Annotated in this window: 25 protein-coding genes; 14 read left to right on the top strand and 11 right to left on the bottom strand. The window is 44.3% G+C overall.

Translation table 11 applies throughout. The features are described from left to right. The first annotated feature begins 37 nt into the window (after window positions 1-37). The 3 genes from VME0621_RS16475 to VME0621_RS16485 all read left to right on the top strand — a co-directional run bounded on the left by VME0621_RS16475 (window position 38) and on the right by VME0621_RS16485 (window position 2,486). Window positions 38-499, top strand: a complete 462-nt coding sequence (locus tag VME0621_RS16475) for a hypothetical protein (protein ID WP_006069365.1) — start codon at window positions 38-40, stop codon at window positions 497-499. Continuing rightward, window positions 496-1,527, top strand: coding sequence for an efflux RND transporter periplasmic adaptor subunit (locus VME0621_RS16480; RefSeq protein WP_062458663.1), 1,032 nt, complete (start codon window positions 496-498; stop codon window positions 1,525-1,527). The genes VME0621_RS16475 and VME0621_RS16480 overlap by 4 nt, the downstream gene beginning before the upstream one ends. A 275-nt stretch (window positions 1,528-1,802) precedes the next feature. Then, window positions 1,803-2,486 carry a hypothetical protein gene (locus tag VME0621_RS16485; protein WP_038230716.1) on the top strand — a complete coding sequence of 228 codons (684 nt, stop codon included), beginning with the start codon at window positions 1,803-1,805 and terminating at the stop codon, window positions 2,484-2,486. Between the two features lie 118 nt (window positions 2,487-2,604). Here VME0621_RS16485 and VME0621_RS16490 read toward each other — a convergent pair whose 3' ends face one another. The 3 genes from VME0621_RS16490 to VME0621_RS26665 form a co-directional block, all read right to left on the bottom strand. Then, complete coding sequence (locus VME0621_RS16490) at window positions 2,605-3,417, bottom strand: hypothetical protein (RefSeq protein WP_062458665.1); 813 nt, start codon at window positions 3,415-3,417, stop codon at window positions 2,605-2,607. 248 nt (window positions 3,418-3,665) lie between these two features. Further along, a complete protein-coding gene (locus tag VME0621_RS26660; protein ID WP_156750277.1) occupies window positions 3,666-3,827 on the bottom strand; it encodes a hypothetical protein in 162 nt (53 codons plus the stop codon). Between the two features lie 30 nt (window positions 3,828-3,857). Continuing rightward, window positions 3,858-4,004 (bottom strand): hypothetical protein, encoded by a 147-nt coding sequence (locus VME0621_RS26665; RefSeq protein WP_156750278.1) that lies wholly within the window; start codon window positions 4,002-4,004, stop codon window positions 3,858-3,860. A gap of 266 nt (window positions 4,005-4,270) precedes the next feature. Between VME0621_RS26665 and VME0621_RS16500 the strand changes: the two genes are divergently transcribed. Beyond that, the gene (locus VME0621_RS16500; RefSeq protein WP_062458671.1) at window positions 4,271-7,321 is read left to right on the top strand and encodes an efflux RND transporter permease subunit; all 3,051 of its coding nucleotides are present in this window, start codon (window positions 4,271-4,273) and stop codon (window positions 7,319-7,321) included. Window positions 7,322-7,362: 41 nt separating this feature from the next. Here the strand turns inward: VME0621_RS16500 and VME0621_RS16505 are convergent, their stop codons facing one another. The 5 genes from VME0621_RS16505 to gntH all read right to left on the bottom strand — a co-directional run bounded on the left by VME0621_RS16505 (window position 7,363) and on the right by gntH (window position 13,262). Next, window positions 7,363-8,247, bottom strand: a complete 885-nt coding sequence (locus VME0621_RS16505; RefSeq protein WP_062458674.1) for a DMT family transporter — start codon at window positions 8,245-8,247, stop codon at window positions 7,363-7,365. 151 nt (window positions 8,248-8,398) lie between these two features. After that, complete coding sequence (locus VME0621_RS16510; RefSeq protein WP_062458677.1) at window positions 8,399-10,582, bottom strand: TonB-dependent receptor domain-containing protein; 2,184 nt, start codon at window positions 10,580-10,582, stop codon at window positions 8,399-8,401. A gap of 174 nt (window positions 10,583-10,756) precedes the next feature. Further along, window positions 10,757-11,185: a hypothetical protein gene (locus tag VME0621_RS16515; RefSeq protein ID WP_031494541.1), complete on the bottom strand. Its 429-nt coding sequence runs from the start codon at window positions 11,183-11,185 to the stop codon at window positions 10,757-10,759. Beyond that, a complete protein-coding gene (locus tag VME0621_RS16520) occupies window positions 11,182-11,553 on the bottom strand; it encodes a hypothetical protein (protein WP_062458680.1) in 372 nt (123 codons plus the stop codon). Before VME0621_RS16520 ends, VME0621_RS16515 begins: the two co-directional genes overlap by 4 nt. A gap of 80 nt (window positions 11,554-11,633) precedes the next feature. Further along, window positions 11,634-13,262 carry a guanitoxin biosynthesis MBL fold metallo-hydrolase GntH gene (gene gntH / locus VME0621_RS16525; RefSeq protein ID WP_062458683.1) on the bottom strand — a complete coding sequence of 543 codons (1,629 nt, stop codon included), beginning with the start codon at window positions 13,260-13,262 and terminating at the stop codon, window positions 11,634-11,636. A 412-nt stretch (window positions 13,263-13,674) separates the two neighbouring features. Between gntH and VME0621_RS16530 the strand changes: the two genes are divergently transcribed. Together VME0621_RS16530 and VME0621_RS16535 are read left to right on the top strand one after the other, a co-directional pair. Beyond that, window positions 13,675-14,520, top strand: a complete 846-nt coding sequence (locus VME0621_RS16530; protein ID WP_082795506.1) for a LysR family transcriptional regulator — start codon at window positions 13,675-13,677, stop codon at window positions 14,518-14,520. A 60-nt stretch (window positions 14,521-14,580) separates the two neighbouring features. Next, on the top strand, window positions 14,581-15,054 hold the full coding sequence (locus VME0621_RS16535) for a DM13 domain-containing protein (protein ID WP_062458686.1): 474 nt from the start codon (window positions 14,581-14,583) through the stop codon (window positions 15,052-15,054). 15 nt (window positions 15,055-15,069) lie between these two features. On the opposite strand, the gene nagA is transcribed toward VME0621_RS16535, so the two are convergent. The 3 genes from nagA to VME0621_RS16550 form a co-directional block, all read right to left on the bottom strand. Further along, window positions 15,070-16,206 (bottom strand): N-acetylglucosamine-6-phosphate deacetylase, encoded by a 1,137-nt coding sequence (gene nagA / locus VME0621_RS16540; RefSeq protein WP_062458689.1) that lies wholly within the window; start codon window positions 16,204-16,206, stop codon window positions 15,070-15,072. A gap of 65 nt (window positions 16,207-16,271) precedes the next feature. Continuing rightward, window positions 16,272-17,132, bottom strand: a complete 861-nt coding sequence (locus tag VME0621_RS16545; RefSeq protein ID WP_062458692.1) for an N-acetylmannosamine kinase — start codon at window positions 17,130-17,132, stop codon at window positions 16,272-16,274. Beyond that, entirely contained in the window at window positions 17,113-17,829 is a 717-nt protein-coding gene (locus VME0621_RS16550) for a putative N-acetylmannosamine-6-phosphate 2-epimerase (RefSeq protein WP_062458694.1), read from the bottom strand. Before VME0621_RS16550 ends, VME0621_RS16545 begins: the two co-directional genes overlap by 20 nt. Before the next feature lie 248 nt (window positions 17,830-18,077). Between VME0621_RS16550 and VME0621_RS16555 the strand changes: the two genes are divergently transcribed. From VME0621_RS16555 to VME0621_RS16590, 8 genes are all read left to right on the top strand, one after another. Next, window positions 18,078-19,043: a sialic acid TRAP transporter substrate-binding protein SiaP gene (locus VME0621_RS16555; protein ID WP_006075310.1), complete on the top strand. Its 966-nt coding sequence runs from the start codon at window positions 18,078-18,080 to the stop codon at window positions 19,041-19,043. A 79-nt stretch (window positions 19,044-19,122) separates the two neighbouring features. Beyond that, the gene (locus VME0621_RS16560) at window positions 19,123-19,632 is read left to right on the top strand and encodes a TRAP transporter small permease (RefSeq protein WP_062458696.1); all 510 of its coding nucleotides are present in this window, start codon (window positions 19,123-19,125) and stop codon (window positions 19,630-19,632) included. 9 nt (window positions 19,633-19,641) lie between these two features. Further along, window positions 19,642-20,925 (top strand): sialic acid TRAP transporter large permease SiaM, encoded by a 1,284-nt coding sequence (siaM, locus tag VME0621_RS16565; protein WP_062458699.1) that lies wholly within the window; start codon window positions 19,642-19,644, stop codon window positions 20,923-20,925. A gap of 55 nt (window positions 20,926-20,980) precedes the next feature. Further along, window positions 20,981-21,868 (top strand): dihydrodipicolinate synthase family protein, encoded by an 888-nt coding sequence (locus VME0621_RS16570; protein ID WP_062458701.1) that lies wholly within the window; start codon window positions 20,981-20,983, stop codon window positions 21,866-21,868. A gap of 160 nt (window positions 21,869-22,028) precedes the next feature. After that, window positions 22,029-22,862 (top strand): MurR/RpiR family transcriptional regulator, encoded by an 834-nt coding sequence (locus VME0621_RS16575; protein WP_031493297.1) that lies wholly within the window; start codon window positions 22,029-22,031, stop codon window positions 22,860-22,862. 188 nt (window positions 22,863-23,050) lie between these two features. Next, window positions 23,051-24,202 (top strand): N-acetylneuraminate epimerase, encoded by a 1,152-nt coding sequence (locus VME0621_RS16580; protein ID WP_062458706.1) that lies wholly within the window; start codon window positions 23,051-23,053, stop codon window positions 24,200-24,202. 13 nt (window positions 24,203-24,215) lie between these two features. Then, on the top strand, window positions 24,216-25,271 hold the full coding sequence (locus VME0621_RS16585; protein ID WP_062458709.1) for a YjhT family mutarotase: 1,056 nt from the start codon (window positions 24,216-24,218) through the stop codon (window positions 25,269-25,271). 380 nt (window positions 25,272-25,651) lie between these two features. Then, a complete protein-coding gene (locus tag VME0621_RS16590; protein ID WP_062458712.1) occupies window positions 25,652-26,983 on the top strand; it encodes an anaerobic C4-dicarboxylate transporter in 1,332 nt (443 codons plus the stop codon). Window positions 26,984-26,991 lie beyond the last annotated feature (8 nt).

Raw genomic sequence — 26,991 nt, forward strand, 5'->3', positions numbered from 1 at the left:
TATCACTATGTCGCAAAGCCGAACGAGTAATCAAATCATGAAAAACAAGTTAACAGCAGTACTCCGTTTTTTAACCAAGTGGATGTTAATAGTCAGTGGTTTTCTATCACTAAGCTATTTCTTTTCATTACTATCGAAAGTGCATGGTAAAGACCTTCCTGAAAGCTATTTCAGCGATGGTATGCCTAGCATATTGGGGCTTCTTAACTCAGAGCTCTTTATGGGTATTATTTTCGTTATCACCATTTCTATCATCGTTTACGTCTTATACCTTTTGTGGCAATTACATGAAGTCGCGGTTCACCGAAGTCAATACATGCAGAGCGCTCACGCCAACCTAGTATTCGCACTATCCCTTTGTGGGTTATTTATCGACAAATTATGGTGGGTATTAGCTGTCATTATTGCCTTCACTAACTGGGAAGCGTTGGCTTCAGCATTAAGTAAGGTCATTCACACCGGAATCCACGGCGACAAAAAGCAGGAGCAATCGTCATGAAAGAAATTATGCTTCCGTATGTCCTGATTGTTTGGTTACTAGTGAAATTAGGCGTCATCAAATGGACCCTCCGTAATGCAGTGATTAGCGTTGGTTTTGGTACTTTTTTAGCATTTATGCTGTTTACTGCGCACCGATTTTGGTCGCCCGCTGATTTGACAGACAGCACCACAGTAAAAGCGCCTCATGCGGTACTAAGCCCTTTATTTGGGCAGCAAGTCAAAGACATTTACGTGACTCATAACCAACGAGTCAAGAAAGGTGAGTTACTGTATACGTTAGAGTCAGAAGACACAGACGAAGAGTTGAAGAGCTTGCACTCTAGCCTTATTGCGGCTGAACATCGAATTATCAGCATCGAAGAGCAGATTGCGATTGATGTTAAGAACCATAAACGCCTAATTAACCTAGATGAGTTTAGCTCTGAACAAGAAAGAGATGAGCTGCATACCAAAATACAACAAGGGAAAGCAGACCTAATGGCAGCTCGCTCCGATGTTGATGGTATTCAAGCTCAGATCAACCAAAAGCAATGGTTAAACGACCGCAACCAGATCAGAGCACCTTTTGATGGTGTAGTAGGTGTTATTAACATTGCCAAAGGCTCTCGTACTGGCAACTTGTATCTCTATAACATCGAGAAGAAATTCGTCGAAATGCGCGTAAGTGACCAAACTTTCCGACATATAAAGGAAGGTCAATTCGCCGAGTTTTATGTTAATTCTCATCCAGGTGAAGTATTTCGCGGTCGAGTACACAGCATTACAACCAATACCGGTGAAGCGACCGTATCTGCTCGCGGTAACACGCAACAAGTTCGCCAGCACGTAGGCAACAACACCGGTGCACATGGTCGTACTGTTGTTATTGAATTTAATGAACCTGAAGGCTACGACGTGCCACTTGGCGCCACAGGTTCAGGCTGGATATCAGCAAGCAAGCCGTCCCAGGCACTTGGTTTTATGGACATCATCGGTGGTGCAACAGTACGATTGAAAGCACTTAAAGCTTATCTAAGCGCTATTTAATGTTAACCCTTTTAAGGCCCGCGCATAGTTGGAACTCTGATTGGAACTGGTAAGGAAAATTGGGCCTACAACACCTCACTTATGTGGGGTGTTTTTTTATCTTTAACCAGATATTTATCCCCATTTTGGCAGCTTAATAGTCTCTTGCCCTAGATACGCAAATAGCAACCCCATCCATTCGAATAACAAATACAAGCCAACTAACTCCTATCGGAACTTTTCATTATCTTTTGCATCGCTCTCAACAAGAAGAGTATCAATAAAAGGTAATTAAAATGAAAAAGACAGCAATCGTTCTAGCGTTAACTTCAGTATTTGCAACTAATGCTATGGCAGACGGTGTAACTGGTGGTGTGGAACTAGATGCTAAGTTCGTAAATGGCGCGGCCGAATATAAAGCAGACAATGGCTCTGGTATCAAAGCGTTCATCGGTTATGAAGGTTTCGGTGCTTCAGCTAAGCGCAAAGCAAACTTTGAAAATGAGTACAACCTTAACTACACCCATGATTTTGGTAACATCTGGCTAAAAGGCGAATATGAGTTCGTTGATAAGAAGAGTCGTCAACAGCCAGCTAACGACCAAAACAAATTTGGTGTTACCGTTGGTGGTAACGTGGCGGAACTATTCGATACCTCATTGCGTTTGCGTAAAGACACCGACTTAAACTCCAATACTCTCGCTCCACGTGGAGATATCTATCGCTTTGATCTAGCAGCTGGTAAGCAAGTTACTGAACGTGTGTACCTGAATGCCAAAGTGGTTGGGCAAAAACAGAATAAGAAAGAAGCAATTACTGTTGGCGACAAGAACAAAGACTCTATCTACAACCTAGAGCTGCGTGCCACATTTACCGCTATCGACAATATGATCCCTTATGTAGAAGTAGGTAATGAGGGTAAATTTGGCACTGACACTCGCAATACCTACGGCAAAGTGGGCGTTGTTTTCCCATTCTAATTTGACACTATTAGTTAAAGCACAAAGATATTCGAAGGAATGAATATCTTACAGTGAACCTATTCTTCCTTCTTCAACCCTTCAAACAGTCTTACTGCTCAATATCTTCAAAACAACTCTAGAACTGGTAATTGAACTCTACCCTCTGGTCACCTTCAAAATAGCTTTGTTCTTGAGTCCAGTTGGCAAAATAGCGCATGTTAAAGCGAGGCGTAAACTGATAAGACACTGCAAATTCATTAGTAAAGATAGAACTCATTCCTACGCCGTATGCATTGTCGACATAAGATTTAGAACCAGATAGAGTCGTTAACCACATCGGATTGTAGTTAAGCCATAGCTTATCCGTAATCGCATATTTGGTATAAGCCCCCACTACTGCGTATGTTCCTGGAACTGTGTAACCATTATCTTGTGGTTCAGTTTGACAATCGTTAGCATCGGTGCAACTGGGAAAATCCCCATTGCGCACATTGACGCCCAATCCTGCAAGTGGATAGAGGTTAAGGTTGCCCCATTTAGGCAATGCTTGAATAAAACTATAGGACGCATTCAAACTTTCTTGCTCCACGTTATAGTTCAGATCAAGTTGACTACCGCGACCATTGGTGGTGTCCACACTAAAGTTTCGAAAACGAACGCTATCAATTGAATTGTCACGACTACCCGTTCCAGACCAACCGAGATATTCTCCAGCTATTCCCTTCACTTCGATGATGTTCATCGCCATGGTATCAGGGTTACCTGTATCGTATGTGCGCCCGACTTTGATGTTTAAACCTTTGTCCGATGTCCCAGCACCCGCCTGCGTATAAACCGCTAAAGGGTCAGACATATCTTGGATTTCAGTATCGGAATTTTGGTCTGCAAAAGAAGAAAAAGAACAAACAGCTACCGTGGCCGCCGTTAAAAAAGAAATGTGTGCACGCATATAAACTCACCCTAATACAAAACAAACCTCCTTTTGTATTACCAACACTACTTTCTCGATTGGCAGCACCTCATCCATAAAATGCTGGGGAAGCCTAAAAGCGAGAGGCTATAACCTCAATTAACTCAAGGTTATAGCCTCTATTACTCTGCGATTATTGACTCGAATATAAGTTAATAAGAATCAAACCGTTAGTTATCAATTATATCGTCTCAAAGACTGATAAAAGTGTTAATTACATCACTCAATCACCAGCTATCATCAATCGCAGCGTCAACAATAGCATCCTCAACCACAGCGTCTTCATAGTCAGAAATAATCGCATCTTCAACAACTGCTTCACCAATTAACTGATCACATTCTGCATCCGCATATGCACCATCAATTACACCAGCAGCACTACCAATCATTGCTCCTGATTTGGCATCACCGGCGACGGCTCATACAACACCACCAACTATCGCGCCATCAACAGCATTAGTGATGACATTCCCTCCGTCGCATGGGTGGTATGCCATAGCTCCATTTGACCACATGTAAACCGTAAAACTTAGTAGCAACGCTCTGTTTAACTGTCTCTTTTTCATCTTTTTATCACTATTAATATTCATTTGGTGCAACGCACTTCTTGATAGACTAATTCTAAGTTTTGTCGCCAAGCAGGCAAAAATAGGTTCCATAAACAAAGCCGAGAGTTCTCTAAAAATCTCATCGGTAAAATATCGATTAAGCCGTGTATTCGAACATTCAATATCACACGCCAAACATTCCAATAGATCGGCTAGTAACCCATTTGTTATTAAAAATTCACGGGCGTAATATCCGGACAATTTCCAATAACTCGGTGGCTGACATGTTTAAAATGTTCATTGAAAGACCTAAATTCGCGATAGTGATAGCCCTACTCATTTCGCTAATTGGAGCCATTTCCGCAGCAAACTCCCCCATAGGCAGGTATCCAGATGTCGCACCTGTTACTGTCGAAGTCCGAACCTTTATGGATGGAGCAAGTGCAGATGTCATGGCCAAATCCGTCGCGCCCGAAATAGAAAAACAAGTCAACGGCGTTTCAGGCATGGAGTATATGAAGTCCACTAGCGGCGCGGATGGTACCTATACGCTTGAAGTCGTATTTGAAAGTGGGACAGACTCAGACAAAGCGGTTAACCTCGTACAAAATCGTGTAAATCTTGCGTTACCGGAGTTGCCTGGGGATGTCATGCGCAATGGCGTCAAAGTAGAAAAACTCTCCAATGGTTTAATGCTTGGAATATCAATCACCGACCCGTCAGGCGGTGCCTCTGCCATTGATATCAGTGCCTTCTCTGGAGGTCCATTAAAAGAGAAGATCCAACGCGTCAATGGCGTATCAAAAGTGGACGTCCTGGGAGAGAAAAAATACTCCATTCGCGTATGGCTCAATCCAGATAAAATGAAGTATTACTCCATCAACGTTGACGACGTTAATGATGCGATTGCCACACAAAATAAAATTGCTTCAGCAGGCAGTCTAGTTGATGACAAGCTAGAGTACCCCATTACGGTAAACGGCGGTCTTTCTACACCAGAAGAGTTCGGCGATATTGTGGTTCGTTCTGACGAACTGGGTAAGACCATTTATTTGAAAGACGTTGCTAGCATCGAACTCGGTAGTGAGATTTATACTGCGAACGCTTATGGGGAAAATTCAAACGGGGCCGTCTTGTTCATTTACAAAACTCCCGAAGCTAACGCGATGAATGTCGCCAAGGAGATTAAAGCCCTACTAGATCAACCTAATCAGTACCAGATTAAAGTAGTTTATGATGCGACCACCTTTATCGATGGCGCCATCTATAGCGTACTGGAGACGTTAGTACTGGCCATTGCCATCGTCTCATTAGTAACTCTAGTCTTTATGCAAAACTTCAGACTAACGCTAATTACTGTCACTGCCATCCCAGTTTCTTTGATCGGGACATTTGCAGTCATGAGTGCATTAGGCATTCAAGTTAACATTATTTCAATGTTTGGTTTAGTGATGGCAATAGGTATTGTCGTAGATGCAGCTATTATTGTTATTGAAAACGCAGAGCATCAACTTCATGAATATCCCAACCTGACGGTAAAACAGGCAGTGTCAAAAGCATTGGATATCACTTTCTCACCCATTATCGCTTCAATGCTAGTACTACTCGCAGTTTTCACTCCGTCACTGTTTATTCCCGGAATGGCTGGGACGATTTATTCAGAGTTTGGTATCGTCTTGTGTGCATCCGTCGTCGTGTCAACTTTGGTCGCCCTAACCCTAACCCCCGCGCTTTGTTCGTTATTCATGAAGCCACCTAGAAAAAACGCTATTGCTAAATCCGTTGAATGGGTGATTACGCAAAAGATTCGAGCCTTCACTGGTTTAGCATGGACAGCAACCCGTTTACCTCTGCTCACCATCTTACTATTAGGCGGAGGTCTGTATCTCTCAATCGATCGAGGTTCTAACTTACCTACAGGCTTACTTCCAGAAGAAGATACTAGTGCCATTTTTGTCGTAGGTAGCTTCCCTCAAGGTACAGCTTTGGCAACAACAGACCAATATTTAGCTACGTTAACAAAACAGCTGAATGAGCTCCCGGGCATATCAACCAGTGTTGAAGCCTCCGGTTTTAATCTACTGACCAATACCGCAGAGATGAGCAGCTTTATGATGTTGCTCTCTCTTGACGATATGCAAGAGCGTCAAGCGAGCGATACAGAGTTAACCGAACAAGTTAACCATGTTTTGGCCGAGAATCCCGATATTCAAGCCTTCGCCTTCAAACCACCAGTAATCCCTGAACTTGGCATGGTTGATGGCGTCAATTTCGCTCTTCTCGCACCTAATCTTACCCCAACAGAATTGTATGAATTAACTCTAGAATTCAATTCTCGCTTAATGGACGACGCACGTATCGGACTAGCAATGGGGCAGTTTGAAGTAACAAAACCCTCCATAAAACTGAATATCAAAAGAAAGGACTTACTAAAATACGGAGCAACGTTTTCGGACGTAGTGCAAGGAATGCAAACCCACTTTGGAGGGATGTATATCAATACCTTTAACATGGAAGGGCGTAACTACAAAGTCATGGTACAAAATGATCCTAAGTTTCGATTAGATCCTGAGGCATTAAAGAAAACTGGACTTTCCAAACCTAACGGTACGCGAATTACGTATGACAAGTTCTTTGACTTTGAAGAAATCAAAGTGCCAAACTTCATCACTCGCTACAACGCAGAGCAAGGAGTATTTATTGACGTCATTCCAACCGTTTCTACTGGTCAGGCAATTACCGCAATTCAAGAGTTGGCAGATGAGTTAGGCTATAAAGTAGAGTTTACCGGCGCAGCAAAAGAAGAAGTTTCCGCCGGAAATACCGTGGCTATTGTGATGGGGCTTGCAATGTTAGTTACGTTTCTTGTCCTTGTTGCCCAATATGAATCATGGCTAATTCCATTGGCGATTATGCTCACCGTACCAACAGCCATTATTGGTATCGTAGAGGGCATTATTCACATCCAAGGCAATATCAACATACTCACTCAACTTGCAGCAATCTTGCTAATTGGAATGACGGTCAGAAATGCGATTCTTATTGTAGAGTTTGCTAAGACTCTTCGAGACAACAATAGCTTAACCATCAAAGAAGCAGCGGTACAAGCGCTGCAGCTTCGCGCGCGCGCAGTGTTTATGACGGCATTTTCCTTTGGCGTTGGACTGATTCCACTTATGTTAGCTAACACCGTTGGCTCAGGGGGGCAACAAGCTCTGGGTTGGGCATCATTTGGCGGTATTGTGTCGGCAACGTTCATCGGCTGTATTATGGCAAGTGTCTTCTTTGTACTAATCCAGCAAATACGAGAACGATTTAAACCTATTTCCGTTTAACCAAATGCGCAGAGCCTACTTCAGGCTCTGCGAATGTAATGCTACACCTGAGGCGCTCGGCGAAGCGATGACAACGAGAAGCCAGTAACCAGCATTGTGCCACTAATAACCAGAACCGTTCCAACAATGGTATTCACACCTATTGGCTCTCCTAAGAATAGATTTCCCCATAAAATACCAAACATTGGGATAAGGAACGTTACTGATAAAGCCGAAGACGGACCAATGTCGTTAACTAACCGGAAATACAACAGATAGGCTGCGCCAGTGCATACAACACCAAGTAAAACTACCGAGACCCAAACTTCTTGAGTAGGTGTTTCTCGCATTGGCACAAATGGAATCAACGGCAACACGATAAGACAAGCAGCCCACATACTACCGTGTGCATTATTAAATGCAGGAACAGACGGTGCATTTTTCGCATAATTGGTTGCGATGCCATAACAACAGGCCGCCATCACGCCAGCAATTATCGGCAATGTCGCTTGCTCACCAATACGAACTGCATCCCAGCCAACCAATACCGCAACTCCAACAATCCCAACCAATAAACCAAGTGCACCGCGCTTAGTTAGCGGTGTTTTGGTCCAAAATACACCAATAACTGCCCCCCAGATCGCTGCGGTAGAGTTGAGTATAGAAAGAGTGGATGCGTTGAGTGTTTGCGCGGCATAAGCAAATAACAAGAAAGGCAATGCCGTATTAAACAGCCCGATAATAAAAAAGTGTTTAGTGTGCTTGGTAAACTCAAGTTTCTTTTTTAAATAAACACTGATGATAAGAAGCGCAAGGGCAGCAAAGAAGACCCGCGCCTCAATAAGCACAGCAGGCCCCATGACATTGGCGGCAATACGCATGAAGAGAAAAGATCCACCCCATATTGATGCCAATAGTACGAGTCTTAAAAAACTTGCCAAATTCATGGTTGTTACTTATGTCTGATAATCGTTGTCCTTACTTTGCGTGATGGTTAGAAAAACCACAACCCCTACCAAAGGCTTATTCCGCTTACACTACCGAAAATGGCGAATAGATGATGTCGAGAACACCATCTGTTCGCCACTGAAGTGCGCGTTAGAAATCGTAAGTCATACTCAACCTGACCTCACGACCAGGCCCTGGAACGCCATTTGAAAGATAAGGTTCGTAATACACATCTGCGATATTCTTCACGGTAGCTCTTAGCATAAGATCCTTGTGCGCTTGAGGCTGCCAACTGACATAAATATCCTGAAGAGTGTATTGTTCACTCGCTTGGGCAAAGTAGATGGAATCTTCAACATTTTCTTGTGCATCATACCAACGCAATTTATAGCCTGTAGTGAGCCCTTTAATCCACTCATAGCCCAAGCCAAGTTTTACACTCATCGGTGGAATGCCGTACATATATTGATCTTCGCCACTAGAGTCTGTCAATGAGCCCTTGTGTTTGCCTGCGATGTAGCTTGCACTGATATCGGCGAAAAATGCGGCAACACGATACTGTGCTTGCACATCAACACCATAGTTACGATAGCCATCCAAATTCACTTTCCAGCTCTGCAACGTATTCGGATCACTGTCCAGATTCACCCCAGTTCGGTTCATTACATTGTTGGTGACATCGTTATAGAAGCCAGTGATTTCCGTCGATAACATATCTTTGTTAGCAAACAGACCAGACAGGCTGTTGATCATAGATGCACGATAGGCATGAATGCGCTGTGCTTCCAATTCTCTTGCTGTCGCAGAGGCTTTGGCACGCGCATATTGCACCGCGTAGATATCATCAACTGAAGGGGCTTTCATTTGATAGGCATAGGCAAAGTTCAATAACGTTTGATCCGTAAGATCATAATCCAATTGAATCCTTGGGCTGAATCCGGCATGCGACACTTTACTGTAGTCATGCCCTGCAGCCGGGTCATTGTAGTCCGGCGCAGGGTTTTCTTTGCCTTTAGACTTTACATAGTCATAGCGTAAAGATGGGGTTACACGAAAACGATCTGTGACTTCAATTTTATCAGCCAAGTAAGCGGAATACATCGTTTGCGTACCCGATGGATCGTAATAAGGGATGAAGATACCGTAGTTTTTCTTCGGCTTATTATAGATCTTGGTAGCATTATGAACGAGCGTATCTCTATTGTTTCTCTCATATTGCAGGCCAGCAGTAATGGTCTGGCGACCAATTTTCATTTCGTTGTTAATGTCGACATAATCTCGCTGATACGATGCCCATGATTCATGACCGTACGCACCAATGGAGACGAACATCTTCTTCCAAGCAACATCAGGACGACGCCAGTGCCTCTCATTGTCACTGTGTGCCGCTGTGATTTTTAGGTTCACTAAAGGTGAGCTTGGGTTATATGAGTATCGGGCCGATGTGGTTTTATCTTTGTATTCGTTTTGTACTGTGTAGGCGTATTTTGCCGCTTCTAATGAGCCGTATTTGCGGATATTGTAGTCACTTATCTTGGCAAAGACTCCACGGCGGGTCGCCCAAGGTTGTCGCCCCTCATCGTTATAAAAGGTATGGCTGATTTCAAAAAGATGGACTGCATTCTCGTATCCGATTTTAAATAGACCATTGTTTTGGTTATATGCGGAGTATTCAAGCGAGTCTCCTCCACCAACTCGAATATCATTAGCGTCTTTCCACGTCCCAGAAGCGAGTGCGTAAATTCCATTGTCCGCTTTACCGAACGCCGTGACACCGATATGGGTCTGGTCATCGTTATCGTTGTAACCTAAATGAACTCGAGCACCGACTTTACGGCCCGCTTTTAGCAGTTCATCTACCGACTTTGTTCTAATCCGGATAGTACCACCAAATTTACTACCCGCTTGAACATCGTGAGCGCCTTTGGTGACTTCAGCTTCACCAATTAAGTACGGGTCAAAAAAGAACGAACCATATCGATATTGCTCAAAACCAATAGGTGCACCATCAACATACACGCCAAGATCACTAGGGTCAGAAAAACCCCAAATGCTAATGCGTTCGCCACCAGCACGAGCACCACCGTCAAAAGAGACTCCTGGGATGTCTTCAAACAGCTCTGCTATGTTTGTTGGCTGTTCAATTTCAATCTTTTCTTGAGTCACCAAGGTTTCACCCGGTTTATCAATCGTTAACGGCCTCGTGTAGCCTGTCCCGTAGACATCCATGACTTCGGTATCATCATTTGTTGAGCTCTCTGCCACCGCAAAAAACGTCACTTGAGGAAGAGCAAAAGCAAGCAAAATCGCTTTTCTAAGAGTTACATTCATCATTATATTTATGTAGTTATCAGGAGTCGCGAATAGTACATTTACTCCACTTATAGATCAAAATGATAATCATTATCATTACAATATCTATACTCAACTCTACAAACAATGACGTTATGAAATTAAAATGCCCAATCTATGAATACAACAGAGTGGGCACCAACGCAGTGAAACCTATCAACCCGACAGGCCACTTTCTTTTATTTGCCGGTTAAACTCTCGATCAGCGAGTTCTTGCTCATCGTAAAGGTCTTCCAAAACGACTTGATCCATTTCCATCACATCAAAGAATTGATCCTTACAATAACTCGCATTCCACTTAGGTAACATATCGGGATCATTAGCAATGTTACTCACGTGTTCTGCGGCAAAATGTGCATAATGCTCAAACAATTCTTCGTCAGTGCCATTCGCTACCCATGCTAATTTTTTAAACCACACTGCAGATTGTTGCTCTGAAATATGCTCATTTACCTTGCAAACAGACATCGCCACCAACGACTCGGTATAATTTTCATAGTGGGGCAACGTATTATGAACATGTGCACCGCAAGCAATAGCTAATGAAGGAATGAAGGTGGCTAAAATCATCGTGGTCTTTTTCATCGTTTTTGTTCCTCTGGCTGTGTACACATTTGACTAACGTGACCTTTCTGTTCTGCTTCTTGAATGAGTTGCTCACCTAAAGCAACACCTTGAAGGTACAGAGGATCTTCCTCATTAAATACGTAAGGTTCGTTAAGCACATCTTCAGAAAGTCCTTCTATTGTTTCACGGACTATTTTCGAGTTGTGTTCGGTATACTCTAAGGTCATAGAGCCAGTTCCAACACAATACACATTAACGGTTTCCACTGCGGCCGCAGCCATTATTGCGTTGTCTCGGCTAAATAACGTGTCGTGAGAGTGTTGCGCTGCCATTGCTTTAAACGTGCATAGATATAGCGCTGTTACTACAATCGTAAGTCGTCGCATAAATAGGTTACTCGTTGTTGAAGTTTGGGAAGGAGTTTGAGTTTGTGAGCACAGGAGCTCTATGCCCACAAACAAAGTCACTACTCTTGTTCTTGTTTGGTATTGCCTTCACGAGTTTCGCGATATGGGTCTGCTGAATCTTTACGATGCACGGAACGAGGTTCCAGTCCATGAGCTTCGCGCATTTTATCAACCATTCGCTGCTTCTCGCCCATCCCTTGCTTCATGCTTTCTGGCAATACTTCCGTTGGCACGATCAGGTCACGATCCAACGGCCATTCTTTCAATAGTTGAGGGTGGTAACCTTCGGGGTAATACAGTGCTTCATCAATTTCTAAATCACGAATCTCTTGCTCTTGAATATCGGCTCGTGAATTTTTCGGCATTGGAACACGAAAAACTTCACCATCATTGAGATTAAACTGGGGAGCTCGGTTATTTGGAAAATCTGGAATAATCCCCTCTCGAACCCATGCTTTGTCCGGTGTAATGTTCGCGACTATCATATCGGGGGCACCAAAGTGATATGGACCTTTCCAATGCTCACGTACCTGAGCCACAGTTTCGTTATTGTAATAAGGGTCAAACTCCATATGAGTAGTCATAAACAAACGTGGTTGTATTTGATCTGCTAGCCATCCCGCCGCATAACCTGACGTATGATGAGTATCAATGGTATAGCGTGTTAGAAAAGCAGGCACTCCTTGAACGATGGACGCTAATCCGACGAGCTCAGTCTGAACCTCGGTTACGAACAAATCGCAACCTTTGGCATACTGAATATCAAGTTCGGTAGGTCGACCATCCCCAGTCCAGACAAAACAGAGCGACTCTTCGTCATTGATTGTCCAATCAAGGCGATACGCTGAGGCACCATCTTTTGCGTGAGAACGTCTCCAATGTGATACTTTGACGCCATCAACATCATAGATAATGCCGCCATCGTCTTTGAAGTCGAACTCGACGACTTCTATATCATTACCTGATGGGAAAACATCAAACGCGTCTTGATGCCAAGAAAGCATTTGCAGCATGCCTTCTACCATATGTCGCGTCCCATCTTCCGGGTTGCGACCTGATGGACCATAAATCGTTAGTGGTTTTTCCCACCGTCCATTCCAACCTCCAAATTGGTACAAATAAGGAAGAGAGCCAAAATGGTCTACATGCAAATGAGTTATGAAAATTTTGTCCAGTTCGTTTAGCGCAACACCAGCCCCAATATAGTTAGCAATTGACGCCTCACCAATATCGAACACGAAATTGTCACCGTTGCCTAACTCTACGTATATGGAGGTATTAGCTTGACCAGGGCGAATCATAGGGGATGTCCCCATGAAGGTCACACGCATTTCGTTGGTTAACAGCTCTTCCGTCCTTGGGTACCAATTGGCGGCAGTAACCATATGATCCATTGGTTCAATGCCATCAAACATTAGACCTTCTTTCCAGAGTTCTTCGCCAGTCTGGATATCTGTTTTGAGCCCTCCTTGCAAAATGGCATGTATTTCCTCTGGTGAAGAATAGATTTTCCCACCCTGTTTCATCAACTCTTCGGTATTGACGTTTTGTTCGTAGTTATAGTGCTTGTAACCTGAGAAACTAGCTGAATTTTCAGACTGGTAATGTTCAAAAGGGGTTTGAGCTAAAACTGACGCCGATAGAAGAATCGAGCCAGCAACAGCAGTCATTTTATGGATTTTTGGCATAATAATTCCTCCTCTCCCATAACAGGGAAAAGTAATAAATGAATATAAATGAGAGAAATCAGTTGTTACTGAGCAACGAATATTCTGTTGCTTCTAACGGTTCAACGTTGCAGTTTTGGGAGTAGGCGAAACCACTAAAGATGAGTGCGATTAAAGCCATAATTGAGACAATACGGACATTTTTCATTTTCTCGAAATCTCTTGATTGAATGGAAAAATCACATCCATGTGTCTATGTTCACTATCTTAAACATAACCAAAGACACGAAAAATAGAGCCAATTTAGCTTTATACATAAATTTAATTTATGCGTTTTAGTCTAAATTCGAATTAGCGCACTCCAACTAAGGTCAATTGACAGTCACCTTTGCTCTGCTAGGATAAGAAATAACACTCACTAAATCAGGTCGTTATGGACTTAAATCTACTTACAACTTTTGGCGCGGTTTATCGTCATCGCTCTATAACAATGGCAGCAGAAGAGTTGGAACTGACTCAGCCAGCAGTAAGTGCGGCATTAAAACGATTAGAAGTCGTGGTGGGGAAAACGCTATTTGTCCGTTCTGGACGTGGAATTGCACCAACAGGAGCGGCCGTTGCGTTGGCAGATAAGATTGAGACGCCCCTTGCCATTCTAGAGACCGTTGAGAAAAAACAGGAAGTCACTCGAGTCTATTGCAACGAAAGCCTGATGCACCTGCTTTGTGATTTGCCGGGGTTGTCGTTTATCGAAACCCCGCTCAGCGAGCAGCAACTTCTCGCTGACATCGATTCGCAGAAAGTCCATCTCGCAATCGACATTGCCACTAGCAAAAGCCAATCACATATCGTTGAAGACATTTTTGATGAGCCTGCGGTGTGTGTTTGCCGAAAAGACCATCCGAATATTGGCACATCACTAACAACGGAACAGTACCTCGAACAACAACATATTGCGCTAAAAATACGTCGTAACAACGTTAACATGATGGATTTTTTAGCAGAAAAACCAATGCCTATAAGAACGATAAAGGCTGAAACAGGGTCCGTTTCAAGTATGCTAGCACTCGCAGCGACAACGGATCTGCTGGGCGCATCAACCTTGTCCTTAGCGAATCACCTCGCGCCCATGCTGGGTCTCAAAGTCATGCCCATTCCCCTTGATATTCGCAATGTGCAATATCGCATGATCTATCACCGTCGATTCGTCAATGATGAGGACCATAAAGCGACGCGAGAAAAAATCATATCAACGATCCAAAATCATCAGTTCCAATGACGTATTGCTTGAACTATGTTTAAGTAAATTAAGATAAAATTATTTGTTCAAGGAGTGAACATGAAGCGAGTTCTGTTACTTTTTAGCCACCTTGCAGCCTTATTCTTTGGGTTTATGTTGGGTATTTATGTCCTGCCGATTCTTACTCAGCCTGATTCCCCCTCAATCGCAAGCGTCACTGCGGATGTCAATCAAATCGTCGTCAAAGGGACATTCGATAAAGACCGACAAGACAGCGATCTTTTTCATTGGGGTGAAGGCGATATCAGTTTTACCAATGACAGCGCTATGTTTATTGGCGAACTTGCTCCGGGGCCTGACTACAAACTGTACCTATCTCCAATATATGTGGAAACAGAAGCGGATTTTAATACTAACAAAGCCAACATGTTACAGGTGGGAGATGTGAAAACCTTCGATAGATTCTTGCTATCGCTGCCAGAAGGCACAGATTTAAGCCAATACACGGCAGCGATCATTTGGTGTGAAAGCTTTGGCGAGTTTATTACCTCAGCGAAATTACAAGCAAACTAACTTCATAAACAGAAGCTAAGGATTTAGCGTACCATCAACTAATACCGCATAGGAGCTGTAATCAGAATTAAGTATGGTTGCAGCGGCTCGGTAACCCGGCTTCAAAATACCCACGTCGTCCAGATTAAGCGCCTCGGCTGGATAGGTTGAAGCCATTCTCAATACCTCAGCCTCATTCAGTCCCCAGGCAATGGCATTAGCGACAGACTGGTCCATGCCAATATGCGCACCAGCTAGAGATCCACTTGAGTTCACCAATTTTCCATCTTGTACCGAAATTTCTTCACCATCTAAGACAAAGCGATTGGTTCTACTGCCGACACTCGCCATCGCATCGGTCACAATAAGCAGCTTCCCTTCTGGCTTAAGCTTATGAGCCATCAAAACGTTTTGCGTTGCAACATGAATACCGTCGACAATAATTGAACACCAAGCATGGTCGGTCATCAATGCCGTGCCAACAGTACCAGGCTCACGCCCTTCAAGCGGCGACATCGCATTAAACAAATGCGTAAAACCATTTACTGAAGCAAGTTTTTCTGCCGTTAACTGATGCTGAGCTGCGTTACTGTGCCCACAAGACACCACAACGTGATGCTGCTGCAACCAATTTAGTGCCTGCGTATCGACATTCTCTGCCGCTAACGTGACCAAGCTAACCCCTCGCTCTAACCACGGAAAAGCTTCTAACTGTTCAATCGTTGGGCTATAAAACTTACTGGCATCGTGCGCACCTTTCTTGTCTTTATTAAGCCAAGGGCCTTCTAGGTGAACACCTAATACACCTGCCACACCCTGCTCGATCGCACTCTCCGCAGCAATCAACGCCGTTTTCATTTCCTCTGGCGTTGCGCTGATCAAGGTTGGTAATAGATAGGCTGTACCGTGTTGACGATGGGCTCGACAAATAGTGTCTATACCGTCAACAGTTGTATCAGAGTTAAACATGACATCGCCGCCGCCATTCACTTGAATATCGATAAATCCCGGCGCAACAATTTTGTCGCCAACATCAGTAACAATGACTGAGCTAGGCAATGTAGACGTGGGGACTATGTCTACAATCCGGTCTCCTTTCCAAACCAATGCAGAGTCGGAATGGTACTGCTCGCCATCGAAAATCGTCTTGGCTGTGATTGCTCGTATCGTCATTTGTCTATCTATTCCTTCCATCAACAACCTATGAGGCTGTGAAACACTAATTTTTACCCATTTCGCTATGAGAATTGGGCTGCAGCACCCAATAAACATGCATCATAATCACCGGTTGCCTTAACGACATCTACTCGAAATGCTGCTGGCATTGTTTCGATATAGTCCAGAACTAATGGGATGTACACCTCTGTCAGCCCTATTCCTCCACCTAGACAAACAAGATCTAAGTCTAGTGTAGCTTTCAAATTGCAACACAGCTGAGCAACCGCATACGCACTCTTTTTGATGATGTCCATTGCTTGCGCATTGTTGCTGGCGAGTTCAAACAACTCAATATTCGAGATTGTCGGGTGAATAGCTTGACGAGCAACTCGGTTAATTGCTGTTCCAGAGGCAATGCTTTCAACACAACCACGTTGCCCACAACCACAGACGGGACCATTGATATCAATACTGGTATGGCCGATATGTCCAGCGAGATGCTGACTCCCTTTATACAGTTTCCCGTTAAGAACCAAACCACCACCTACACCAGTTGATACCGTTATGTAAGCCATATTGTTTACGGGGGTTTTGAGAGAGCGATATTCATACCAAGCTGCCGCTTGAGCATCATTGAGAATAGCAACAGGCTTATCCGTTTGTGCTTCTATCTCTTTATGTAAAGGGAACGGCTGAGGGAAGGCAAGAGTATCGGGATTAATAGAAGTAATGCCTTCTGGTTTCACCCATCCCGTAGTAGAAATGCCAATCTGTGTGACTTGGTGCATCCATGACCGACACTTTATAAGAATTTGACTAGCAAACTCTTGTACACATGTCGTCTCAGGCGTCGCTAGCTGAGCACGCTCTATCAGTTCACCATTTTGAACCAATCCTAGAGCAACTTTAGTACCACCAATATCAATAGCTAACGTGCTCATACTGTTTCACCTCTGCTTGAGTTGCCGCATTGAACCATTGAGTCACCACTTCTAATCTTGTCAGTGCAGAGCCTACTGTAACGGCTATCGCACCATTGGCAATCGCTTTTGCTGCTAACTCCGGCGTATTGTATCGCCCTTCTGCCATGGTAAAGAAGCCTTCGGCTGCAAATCTTCGAACTAGATTTAGATCGGGCTCGGTAGGCTCTTCGCCACCCACATAGCCTGACAATGTCGAACCAATGATTTCCACACCTTGCTCATAAGCCCAAGTGCCATCCTCAAAACATGAACAATCCGCCATACCAAAACAAGGCGTGCGTTGAATGGCGTCTACAATCACCGCTCTAGATTCAGGACGAACTCGACTGGTTGCATCAAACGCAATAATTGTTGCGCCCGCGGCTGCTAGCGCTTCCACATCCTCAACATAAGGAGTAATTCTAACTGGACTGTCAATAAGGTCACGTTTCACGATACCGATAATTGGTATAGTCACATTAGCTGCTACAGCCGCAACATTTTTAACACCTTCGATACGTAAAGCTTTGGCACCCGCTTGCTGCGCAGCTAGAGCCATGGCAACAATAAATTCGGTTTTCTCGAGTGGACTTCCGACAACTGGCTGAATAGATACTACCGTTTGCCCACGCAATTGCTCTTTTAATTCTCTGATTTTTAGACTTTTATCTCTCACTTCGAGCCTCTCGTCTTATGTTGGCGTCAACGAAATATTGGACATGCTTCCTTGTCCCAAAACCGCTTAACGAGTCTTTAAACAGATAAGTTAGGCTAAATTTTGTCCGTGATCACAGTTTGTGAAAAGTTGATTTGAAAATAATCTTCACGACCATAATAATCCATAACGAAGATTTTTTTCAAACAAAATAAAATTTTTTTTTGAAACTCGCGAATCTCGCCAAACAATGGACAAAAGGGAAGAACATGAAAGCTATAAATAAAATTACTATCGCTATGCTGACATTAGGATGTGCAGTTTCAGTACAAGCGGCGACAACACTTAAGATGGGCATGCAAGCCTCTGTTGGATCTGTGGAATATACCTCTGCGAAACTTCTTGCCGATACAGTAGAAGAGATGAGTAACGGCGACATTAAAATTGCTTTATACCCTAGCGCGCAACTTGGTGATGACCGCGCTATGCTTCAGCAATTAACCCTTGGCGATCTCGATATTACTTACGCTGAATTTGGCCGTATGGGTCTATGGATCCCACGAGCAGAAGCAGTAACCCTACCTTACGTTGCCAAAGATTACGAACACCTACGTCGCATGTTTGATTCAGACTTTGGTCAAGGCGTGCGTGAAGAAATGCTGACTAAATTCAACTGGCGTGCTTTGGATACTTGGTACAACGGTACCCGTGAAACCACCTCTAACCGTCCTCTAAACACGATTGAAGATTTCAAAGGCCTGAAGCTACGCGTTCCTAACGCTAAACCGAACCTAAACTACGCAAAACTTTCTGGTGCTTCACCAACACCAATGGCGTTCTCAGAAGTGTATCTAGCACTGCAAACCAACGCGGTTGACGGTCAAGAAAACCCATTGCCAACCATTAAGACAATGAAGTTCTACGAAGTTCAGGACAACCTAGCCATTACTAACCACATTGTTAACGACCAAATGGTGATTATCTCTGAGTCAACATGGCAAAAACTGTCTGATGCCGATAAGAAAATTATTACTGACGCAGTAGCAAAAGCGGGAGCCGCTCATACTGCATCGGTTAAGAAACAAGAAGCAGAGCTTATCTCTTTCTTTGAATCTGAAGGCGTGAAAGTCACTTACCCTGATCTCGCACCATTCCGTGAAGCAATGCAGCCTCTATATACGGAATTCGAAGAGAAGATTGGCGAGCCTATCGTTAAGAAACTTGCTGCAATGTAATTGCCGCAATCAATTCGACGTTCGCTTGAATTGAAGTTGTAATCTCGGCTGGCCGATTTGGTCAGCCTTGGAGCCTAAAATGATACGCAAAATATTTGATAATATTGAAGAAATCATAACAGTGCCGCTGATGGCAGCCCTGTTAGTGGTGCTGACTTGGCAAATAGGAACACGCTGGTTGCTGAACGATCCTTCTTTGTGGAGTGAGGAATTAGCTCGTGTGCTGTTTATGTATATGTCACTCATCGGTTGCGCGATGGCCATCAAACGAGGCACCCACGTCAACATCACCTTTTTTTCGGATAAGCTTCCACAAAATATCCGTTATTCATTAATAATCGCACTCGAACTCGCTGTGTTGGTGTCCATTTTCGCCATCATTTACCTCGGGTATCAGCACGTACAACGTACTGCTTTCTTTGAACTCATCACCTTAGGCATTTCTAGTAAATGGATGAACTACAGCCTACCTCTTGGTGGCGTGTTCATGGTCGTCCGACAGTTACAAAAGATCTTCTCGATTGGAGCTGAGTTTAAACAAGCTAAAAGCGAAGACGCTTCTAGCTCATCGCAAGTTGCCCAGAGGTAAGGAGTTCTCATGGCAGGTTCAATTTTCGGCTGGCTAGCGCTGTTATTTGCAGGTATGCCCGTTGGCTTCTCACTGATATTTGTTGCTTTAGTATTCTTGGTATTAACCAACAGTACTGGAATCAACTTTGCAGCTCAGCAAATGCTTGGCGGCATTGATAACTTTACCTTACTCGCAGTACCGTTCTTTGTTCTCACTGGACACTTGATGAACAGCGCGGGAATAACCGAACGTATTTTCAACTTTGCTAAATCTATGGTCGGCCACGTGACCGGTAGCTTAGGGCATGTAAACATCATGGCAAGCTTGCTGTTCTCTGGTATGTCTGGCTCTGCTCTCGCGGATGCCGGCGGCTTAGGTCAGCTTGAAATCAAATCCATGCGCGACGCGAAGTATCATGATGACTTTGCAGGTGGTTTAACCGCAGCATCTTGTATCATCGGGCCGCTAGTACCGCCGTCTGTGCCACTTGTTATTTATGGTGTAGTTTCCAATACCTCTATTGGTGCGCTGTTCTTGGCGGGCGCAGTTCCCGGCATCCTATGTTGTGGTGCATTAATGGTGATGAGCTACTTCATTTGTAAAAAACGCGGTTACATGACGCTGCCAAAAGCATCTCGCAAAGAGCAGTTTAAGTCGCTAAAAGAAGCCTTTTTATCCCTGCTTACACCAGTGATCATCATCGGTGGTATTTTCTCAGGTAAATTCACACCAACAGAAGCAGCGGTCGTATCCTCTCTTTACGCTCTGTTTTTGGGTACGGTGGTATACAAGCAGCTCACATTCGCAGGTTTCGTCGACATTCTAAAAGAAACTGTCAATACCACGGCTGTTGTTGCGCTTATGGTTATGGGCGTCACCGTCTTCGGTTGGATTGTCGCTCGTGAACAATTGCCGCAAATGCTCGCAGACTATTTCCTAACCATCAGTGATAACCCACTGGTACTGCTTCTACTGATTAACCTATTACTGTTGTTCCTAGGAACCTTTATCGAATCACTAGCGTTACTGCTGTTGTTGGTACCATTCCTCGTACCGGTTGCGGCGGCTGTTGGGATCGATCCTGTTCACTTCGGTGTGATGGCTATTCTTAACCTTATGATTGGTATTTTGACACCACCAATGGGTATGGCGCTGTATGTTGTATCTCGCGTTGGTGACATTCCATTCCATGTATTAACCCGAGGCGTTATCCCTCTTCTAGTGCCACTGTTCATCGTACTGGCATTGGTAGCAATCTTCCCTCAAGTGACGCTTTTCTTACCAGAGCTGTTCTTAGGATACGGACAATAACAATTACGCAGGCCAGCATTGGCCTGCCATTAATAGCAATTTGAAGGCCAATAAAATGAGAAAACTACAAGGACTTATCGCAGCACCACACACTCCTTTTGATGCAAGTAATCGAGTGAACTTTGCTGCGATTGACCAAATCGCAGAACTGCTTATAGAGCAAGGTGTAACAGGCGCATACGTTTGTGGCACAACTGGTGAAGGTATTCACTGCTCCGTTGAAGAACGTAAAGCCATTGCTGAGCGCTGGGTAACAGCATCAAAAGGTCAGTTAGACCTGATTGTTCATACTGGCGCATTGAGTATTGTAGATTCCTTGGAGCTAACCAAGCACGCAGAGACCCTCGACATTATGGCAACATCTGCCATTGGTCCATGCTTCTTTAAACCTGGTTCAGTTGAAGACTTAGTGGACTACTGCGCCCAAATAGCGGCCGCTGCACCTTCAAAAGGCTTCTACTACTATCATTCAGGAATGTCAGGGGTCAATTTAGATCTTGAGCAGTTCCTAATCCAAGGTGATAAGAAAATTCCAAACCTTCTAGGTGCAAAATTTAATCACATGGATCTTTACGAATATCAACGCTGCATGCGAGTTGCTGATGGAAAATTTGATATCCCGTTTGGCGTAGATGAGTTCTTACCAGCAGGTCTTGCCGTGGGCGCCGTTGGTGCAGTGGGCAGTACCTACAACTACGCTGCTCCACTTTATTTGGAGATTATTGAAGCTTTCAATCAAGGCGATCAGCCACGTGTAACGGCACTCATGGATAAAGTCATTGCTATTATTCGTATTCTTGTAGAGTATGGCGGCGTTGCCGCTGGTAAGGCAGCAATGGAAATTCATGGTATCGATGCTGGTGACCCGCGCTCACCAATTCGAGCATTGACCGCGGCTCAAAAAGCGGATGTGGTAGCGAAAATGCGAGACATCGGCTTTTAAAGCCTACGCGCACAAAAGGAGGCAGTTGCCTCCTTTTTAGGCTTTCAGGCAAACCGTATATCATTTCTCTATGAAATGCCGCGAATTATATTAATTGTTGGTGTTAAACCGTTAGGGAGTCTGATATTTTTAATCTAGGTACAAGAATTAAGGGGATACCGTGGGATCACCGAACAATCTGCTGGTTCGTTTGCGCTCCAACATGGAACCACTCAGTAAGAAATTAAGACAAGTCGCGGACTACATTCTTGAGAATGCTCATGAAGTGCAGTTCCAGACCATCACAGATCTTGCTCGAAATACCCAAACCAGTGAAGCGACTGTAGTACGTCTTTGCCGCGATATGGGTTACAAAGGTTATTCCGACTTCCGTATGGCCTTAGCAGTCGACCTAAGCCAAAACGCCAGTAAGTCTGCTCCTGTTAAAGATGGTGACATCTGCGATATTTCGGCAAGCAGTGCGGTTGATAGTCTCCAAGATACCGCAAAGCTGATTGACAGAAAGGCCCTGGATAGGATTTGTACTTTGGTACATTCCGCCGACTTTATTGGTTGTGTCGGTGTAGGCGCATCAAGCATCGTGGGTCGATACCTAGCTTACCGACTTATCCGAATCGGTAAGAAAGCGATTATGTACGAAGACACTCACTTGGCAGCCATGAATGCTAGCCGCTCTACACAAGGCGACTTGTGGTTTTCTGTATCAAGTTCAGGCTCCACCAAAGAAGTCGTTCATGCAGCAAAGCAGGCGTTCAGTAAAAATGTCCCTGTGGTTGCACTAACTAACATTAATCACAGTCCGCTCTCGGCAATTTCAACTGAAATGTTAGTAGCCGCTAGACCCGAAGGCCCCTTAACCGGTGGGGCATTTGCTTCCAAAGTAGGCGCGTTATTATTGGTGGATGTCCTCGTCAATTCACTTTTGGACAAGTACCCCGAATACAGTGACTCTGTTATGGAAACCGCCGAAGTTGTGGTACCACTCATGTCATAAACGCTAGCAAATCTCCACTTTTAAGCCCATCTTTTGATGGGCTTTTTGTTGCATAAAAAATCTTCCCAACCATAATTAGATAAAAATTATTTTTATTGTTAACTTGATCAAAGAATATTTTCTTCAAAGATCGATAATGTGTATACATTTTGGCCAAACAGGTCATCACCTATCGATAAGGAAATATCATGAAGACAAGGAACTCGCTTTTTGCACTCGCTCTTTCATCATTGATTGTCACTGGCAACACTCTCGCATCTGAGTCATGGCCAGATTTACCCGAAGGCATCAAAAGTGGCGTCAGTGCACAGATAGGCGACAAAGTGTATGCCGGTCTTGGTTCCTCTGGCAGCGCATTCTATTTACTCGACCTCGCTAATATCGACAAAGGATGGCAAAAGCAAGCTGACTTTATCGGTCCGGCAAGAAATGGCGCGACGGCAACCGCGGTTAACGACAAGATCTATATTTTTGGAGGCGCAGGAAAAGAGCAGGCTGATGCCACCTCTCCTATTTTGTTCGACACGGTTTATCAATTCGACACCACGAACGACACCTGGTCTCAAGTAAAAAGTACCAGCCCAGTTGGTTTACTTGGCGCCGCTTCGTATTCTCCTAACGGTAGTCAGATTGTTTTCTTCGGCGGCTATAACAAAGCCTATTTCGATCAGTATCTTTACGACATCAACACCACCGATAAGAAAGCGCAGCCAGACAAATGGCAATCCATTGTCGACAACTACATGGGCATGGCACCTCGAGATTACAAATGGAACGATAAAGTCGTTAGCTACGACCCGAAAACGAATCAATGGAATACCCTAATTGTTTCGCCTTATCTGCCGAACTGTGGCAGCGCGTTAGTATCCAATGGCAATACTGCCACGCTGGTCAGCGGTGAAATCAAGCCAGGACTTAGAACCGCAGAAGTAAAACAGTTTAACTTTGGCGCAGCGCAACCGTGGAAAAGTCTTCACTCTCTTCCTGCACCTCAATCTTCAAATGTACAAGAAGGTGTAGCGGGTGCTTTTAGTGGCGAATCAAACGGCGTGGTTTTGGTCGCAGGTGGTGCCAACTTCCACGGCGCTAAACACGCCTTTGAACAAGGCAAACTGTTTGCTCATAACGGTTTTAGTAAAGCATTCAATCCTGAGATTTATGTCCTGAAAGACAATTTATGGCAGCAAGCAAACAACCTCCCTGGAGGCTCCGCCTACGGCGCATCATTTACCACACCAAAGGGTGTACTGATCGCAGGCGGTGAAATGGCTGACCGCTCAGCAAGCAAAAAAGTGTATCTGCTGAGCTGGAATGGCAAATCTGTTGATATTCAAGATTAGGAAATAACCCAAAATGACTATCTGTTTGACCGCATTACCACCCCTACCTATCTCAATGAAAAACGGTATTGGAGGACTGCTTGGCCGCCGCCTCTTTACTGGCCTAGGCAGCGCAGGGAAGCGTTTTTATTATTTGGATATGGATGACGTTGAGCTTGGTTGGCAACTCGCTCAGCCCTTTCCAGGATGCGATCGCAACGATGCCGCTAGCGTAACAACAGACACAGGGATCTATGTGTTCTCAGGCGCAGGTAAAATGGACACAGACCCTCACGTCCGCGTGCTGACAGATAGTTATTTTTTCTCTAGAGAGACGCAAACGTGGTCAAAGCTCGATACTACCATACCGGTAGGATTACTCGGTGCCAGTGCCACTTCGATTTCAGACCACCAGCTCATTTTCATTGGAGGATATTGCAAAGAAACGTTCGATTCGTTGTTCGCTAGACTCTCTAAGGTCAGCTCTGCCACTGATGAGCGCTCAATATTAGACTCATTTATGTCTCAACCCATCGAGGCCTACGGTTGGAATCCGCATATATGGATGTTCGATACTCGGACACTCCGTTGGTCAAAGCTAGCAGATAACCCCTATTTGCCTAATTGTGGCGCAGGACTGATAGTGAAAGATCAACAAATTCTGCTCATTGAAGGTGAGGTTAAACCGGGTCTAAGAAGTTTGGAAACCAAACGATTCCAAATTAAGACTAACGGATCCGTTGAATGTGATTTACTGCCCACCATTGTCCAAAATGAACCAAAACATGAGGGGATAGCAGGGGGTTTTGTAGGACTCATCGACAACATACCCACTATCGCAGGAGGCGCTTTTTTTGTTGGTAGCCAACAACGCTTTCAACAAGGGCACTTATTCAGCCATCAAGGGCTGGTAAAACACTATGGCAATGCCATTTGGCAACTCAATGGCCCTCAATGGAATAAAGTTGGAAACCTTAGTGACGGACAGGCGTACGGAGTGAGTGTACCCATTGATAATGGTATCGCCATACTAGGAGGAGAAAACCAACAGGGAGAATCCATAACTGACTGTTTTATCATGAGTAATTAGAAAGCTGTGATGCTAATTCCAATTAGGAAATTAATAACCAAATGTCCGATGCACACTAACAATAAATTGACAGAGAAAACCGTTTCTATTCGCATAGTGTTTGAGCCTTAAACACCTAGTTGGCGCATTTGCGCATAGACACAGAGGCAGTACGCTCCCCCTTGTACTGCCTCTTATTTTTCAGTTGTGCAACCAATCAAATACCCAGTAAATACACCTAGATTACACCCTATTTACTTCCTCTCTCTATAACGTGACCGAACTTATAAAATCAGCTTTCCATTTTTTATTCAATACGTTGTGTGATCTTTATGTCAAATAGCTACAACTTTTACATGGATAATATTGAGAGTGTTACAAATTGTAAATGGGAAATATTAATGCTCTATTTTGAATTTATGTTCCTGCTCTTGATGCTCTATATCGGGTCAAGAAAAGGGGGAATCGGATTAGGTGTAGTCTCCGGCATCGGTCTCACCATTGAAGTCTTTATCTTTAAGATGCCGCCAACCTCTCCTCCGGTCACGGTCATGTTGATCATTCTGGCGGTTGTCACGTGCGCATCTATCTTAGAAGCTGCTGGCGGACTCAAGTTTATGCTGCAAGTAGCAGAACGCTTGCTGCGTAAGAATCCGAAACGCGTGACGCTCATAGCACCTTTTGTGACTTACAGTATGACCTTCTTGCTAGGAACTGGTCACGCAGTCTACTCCATCATGCCGATTATCGGTGATGTTGCGTTAAAGAACGGTATTCGTCCAGAACGCCCGATGGCTGCAGCGTCGGTAGCTTCGCAAATTGCCATTACCGCTTCACCTATTTCTGCCGCTGTCGTGTATTACCTCGCACAATTATCGGATCTACGACCAGATATTACCTTGCTGTCCATACTCATGGTCACCGTTCCCGCTACTTTATTCGGCACACTTTTGATGTCACTTTATAGTATGAAACGAGGTAAGGAATTAGAGGACGATCCTGAATATCAAGCTCGCTTAAAAGACCCTGAATGGCGCGAGCGCATTTTGAACACAACGGCGACGTCGTTAGACGAAGTTCTACCTGCATCAGCACGTAACTCAGTCTTACTGTTTTTACTGTCTATCGTCGTCATCGTTATTATTGCAATGGTTCCTGAAGTGAGAACCATTGGTGACGCAGCAAAACCGATCAGTATGGCCGTTATTATTCAAATGATGATGCTCTGCTTCGGCGGTATCATTTTGCTCGCAACCAAAACAGATCCACGCCATGTGCCGAATGGTGTGGTCTTCAAATCAGGAATGGTCGCTGCCATTGCGATCTTTGGTATCGCTTGGATGTCAGACACTTATTTCCAATATGCAATGCCACAATTTAAATCAGGAATCGTCGAAATGGTAACGGATTACCCTTGGACGTTTGCATTGGCACTATTCATTGTATCGGTTGTTGTTAATTCGCAAGCAGCCACTGCTCGAATGATGCTTCCTGTGGGTTTAGGACTGGGGTTGGATCCAGCACTGCTCATTGGTTTAATGCCAGCGGTCTATGGGTATTTCTTCATTCCAAACTATCCATCAGATATCGCAACCGTGAATTTCGATTCTTCCGGTACCACTAAGATCGGTAAATGGTACTTCAACCATTCCTTTATGAGTGTCGGTTTGATAGGCGTCGTCGCCGCCTGTTGCGCGGGTTACATTCTCGGTCAAATGGTTATTGGATACTAATCTTGCTA

This window comes from Vibrio mediterranei (assembly GCF_900088415.1).
Classification (GTDB): Bacteria; Pseudomonadota; Gammaproteobacteria; order Enterobacterales; family Vibrionaceae; genus Vibrio; species Vibrio mediterranei.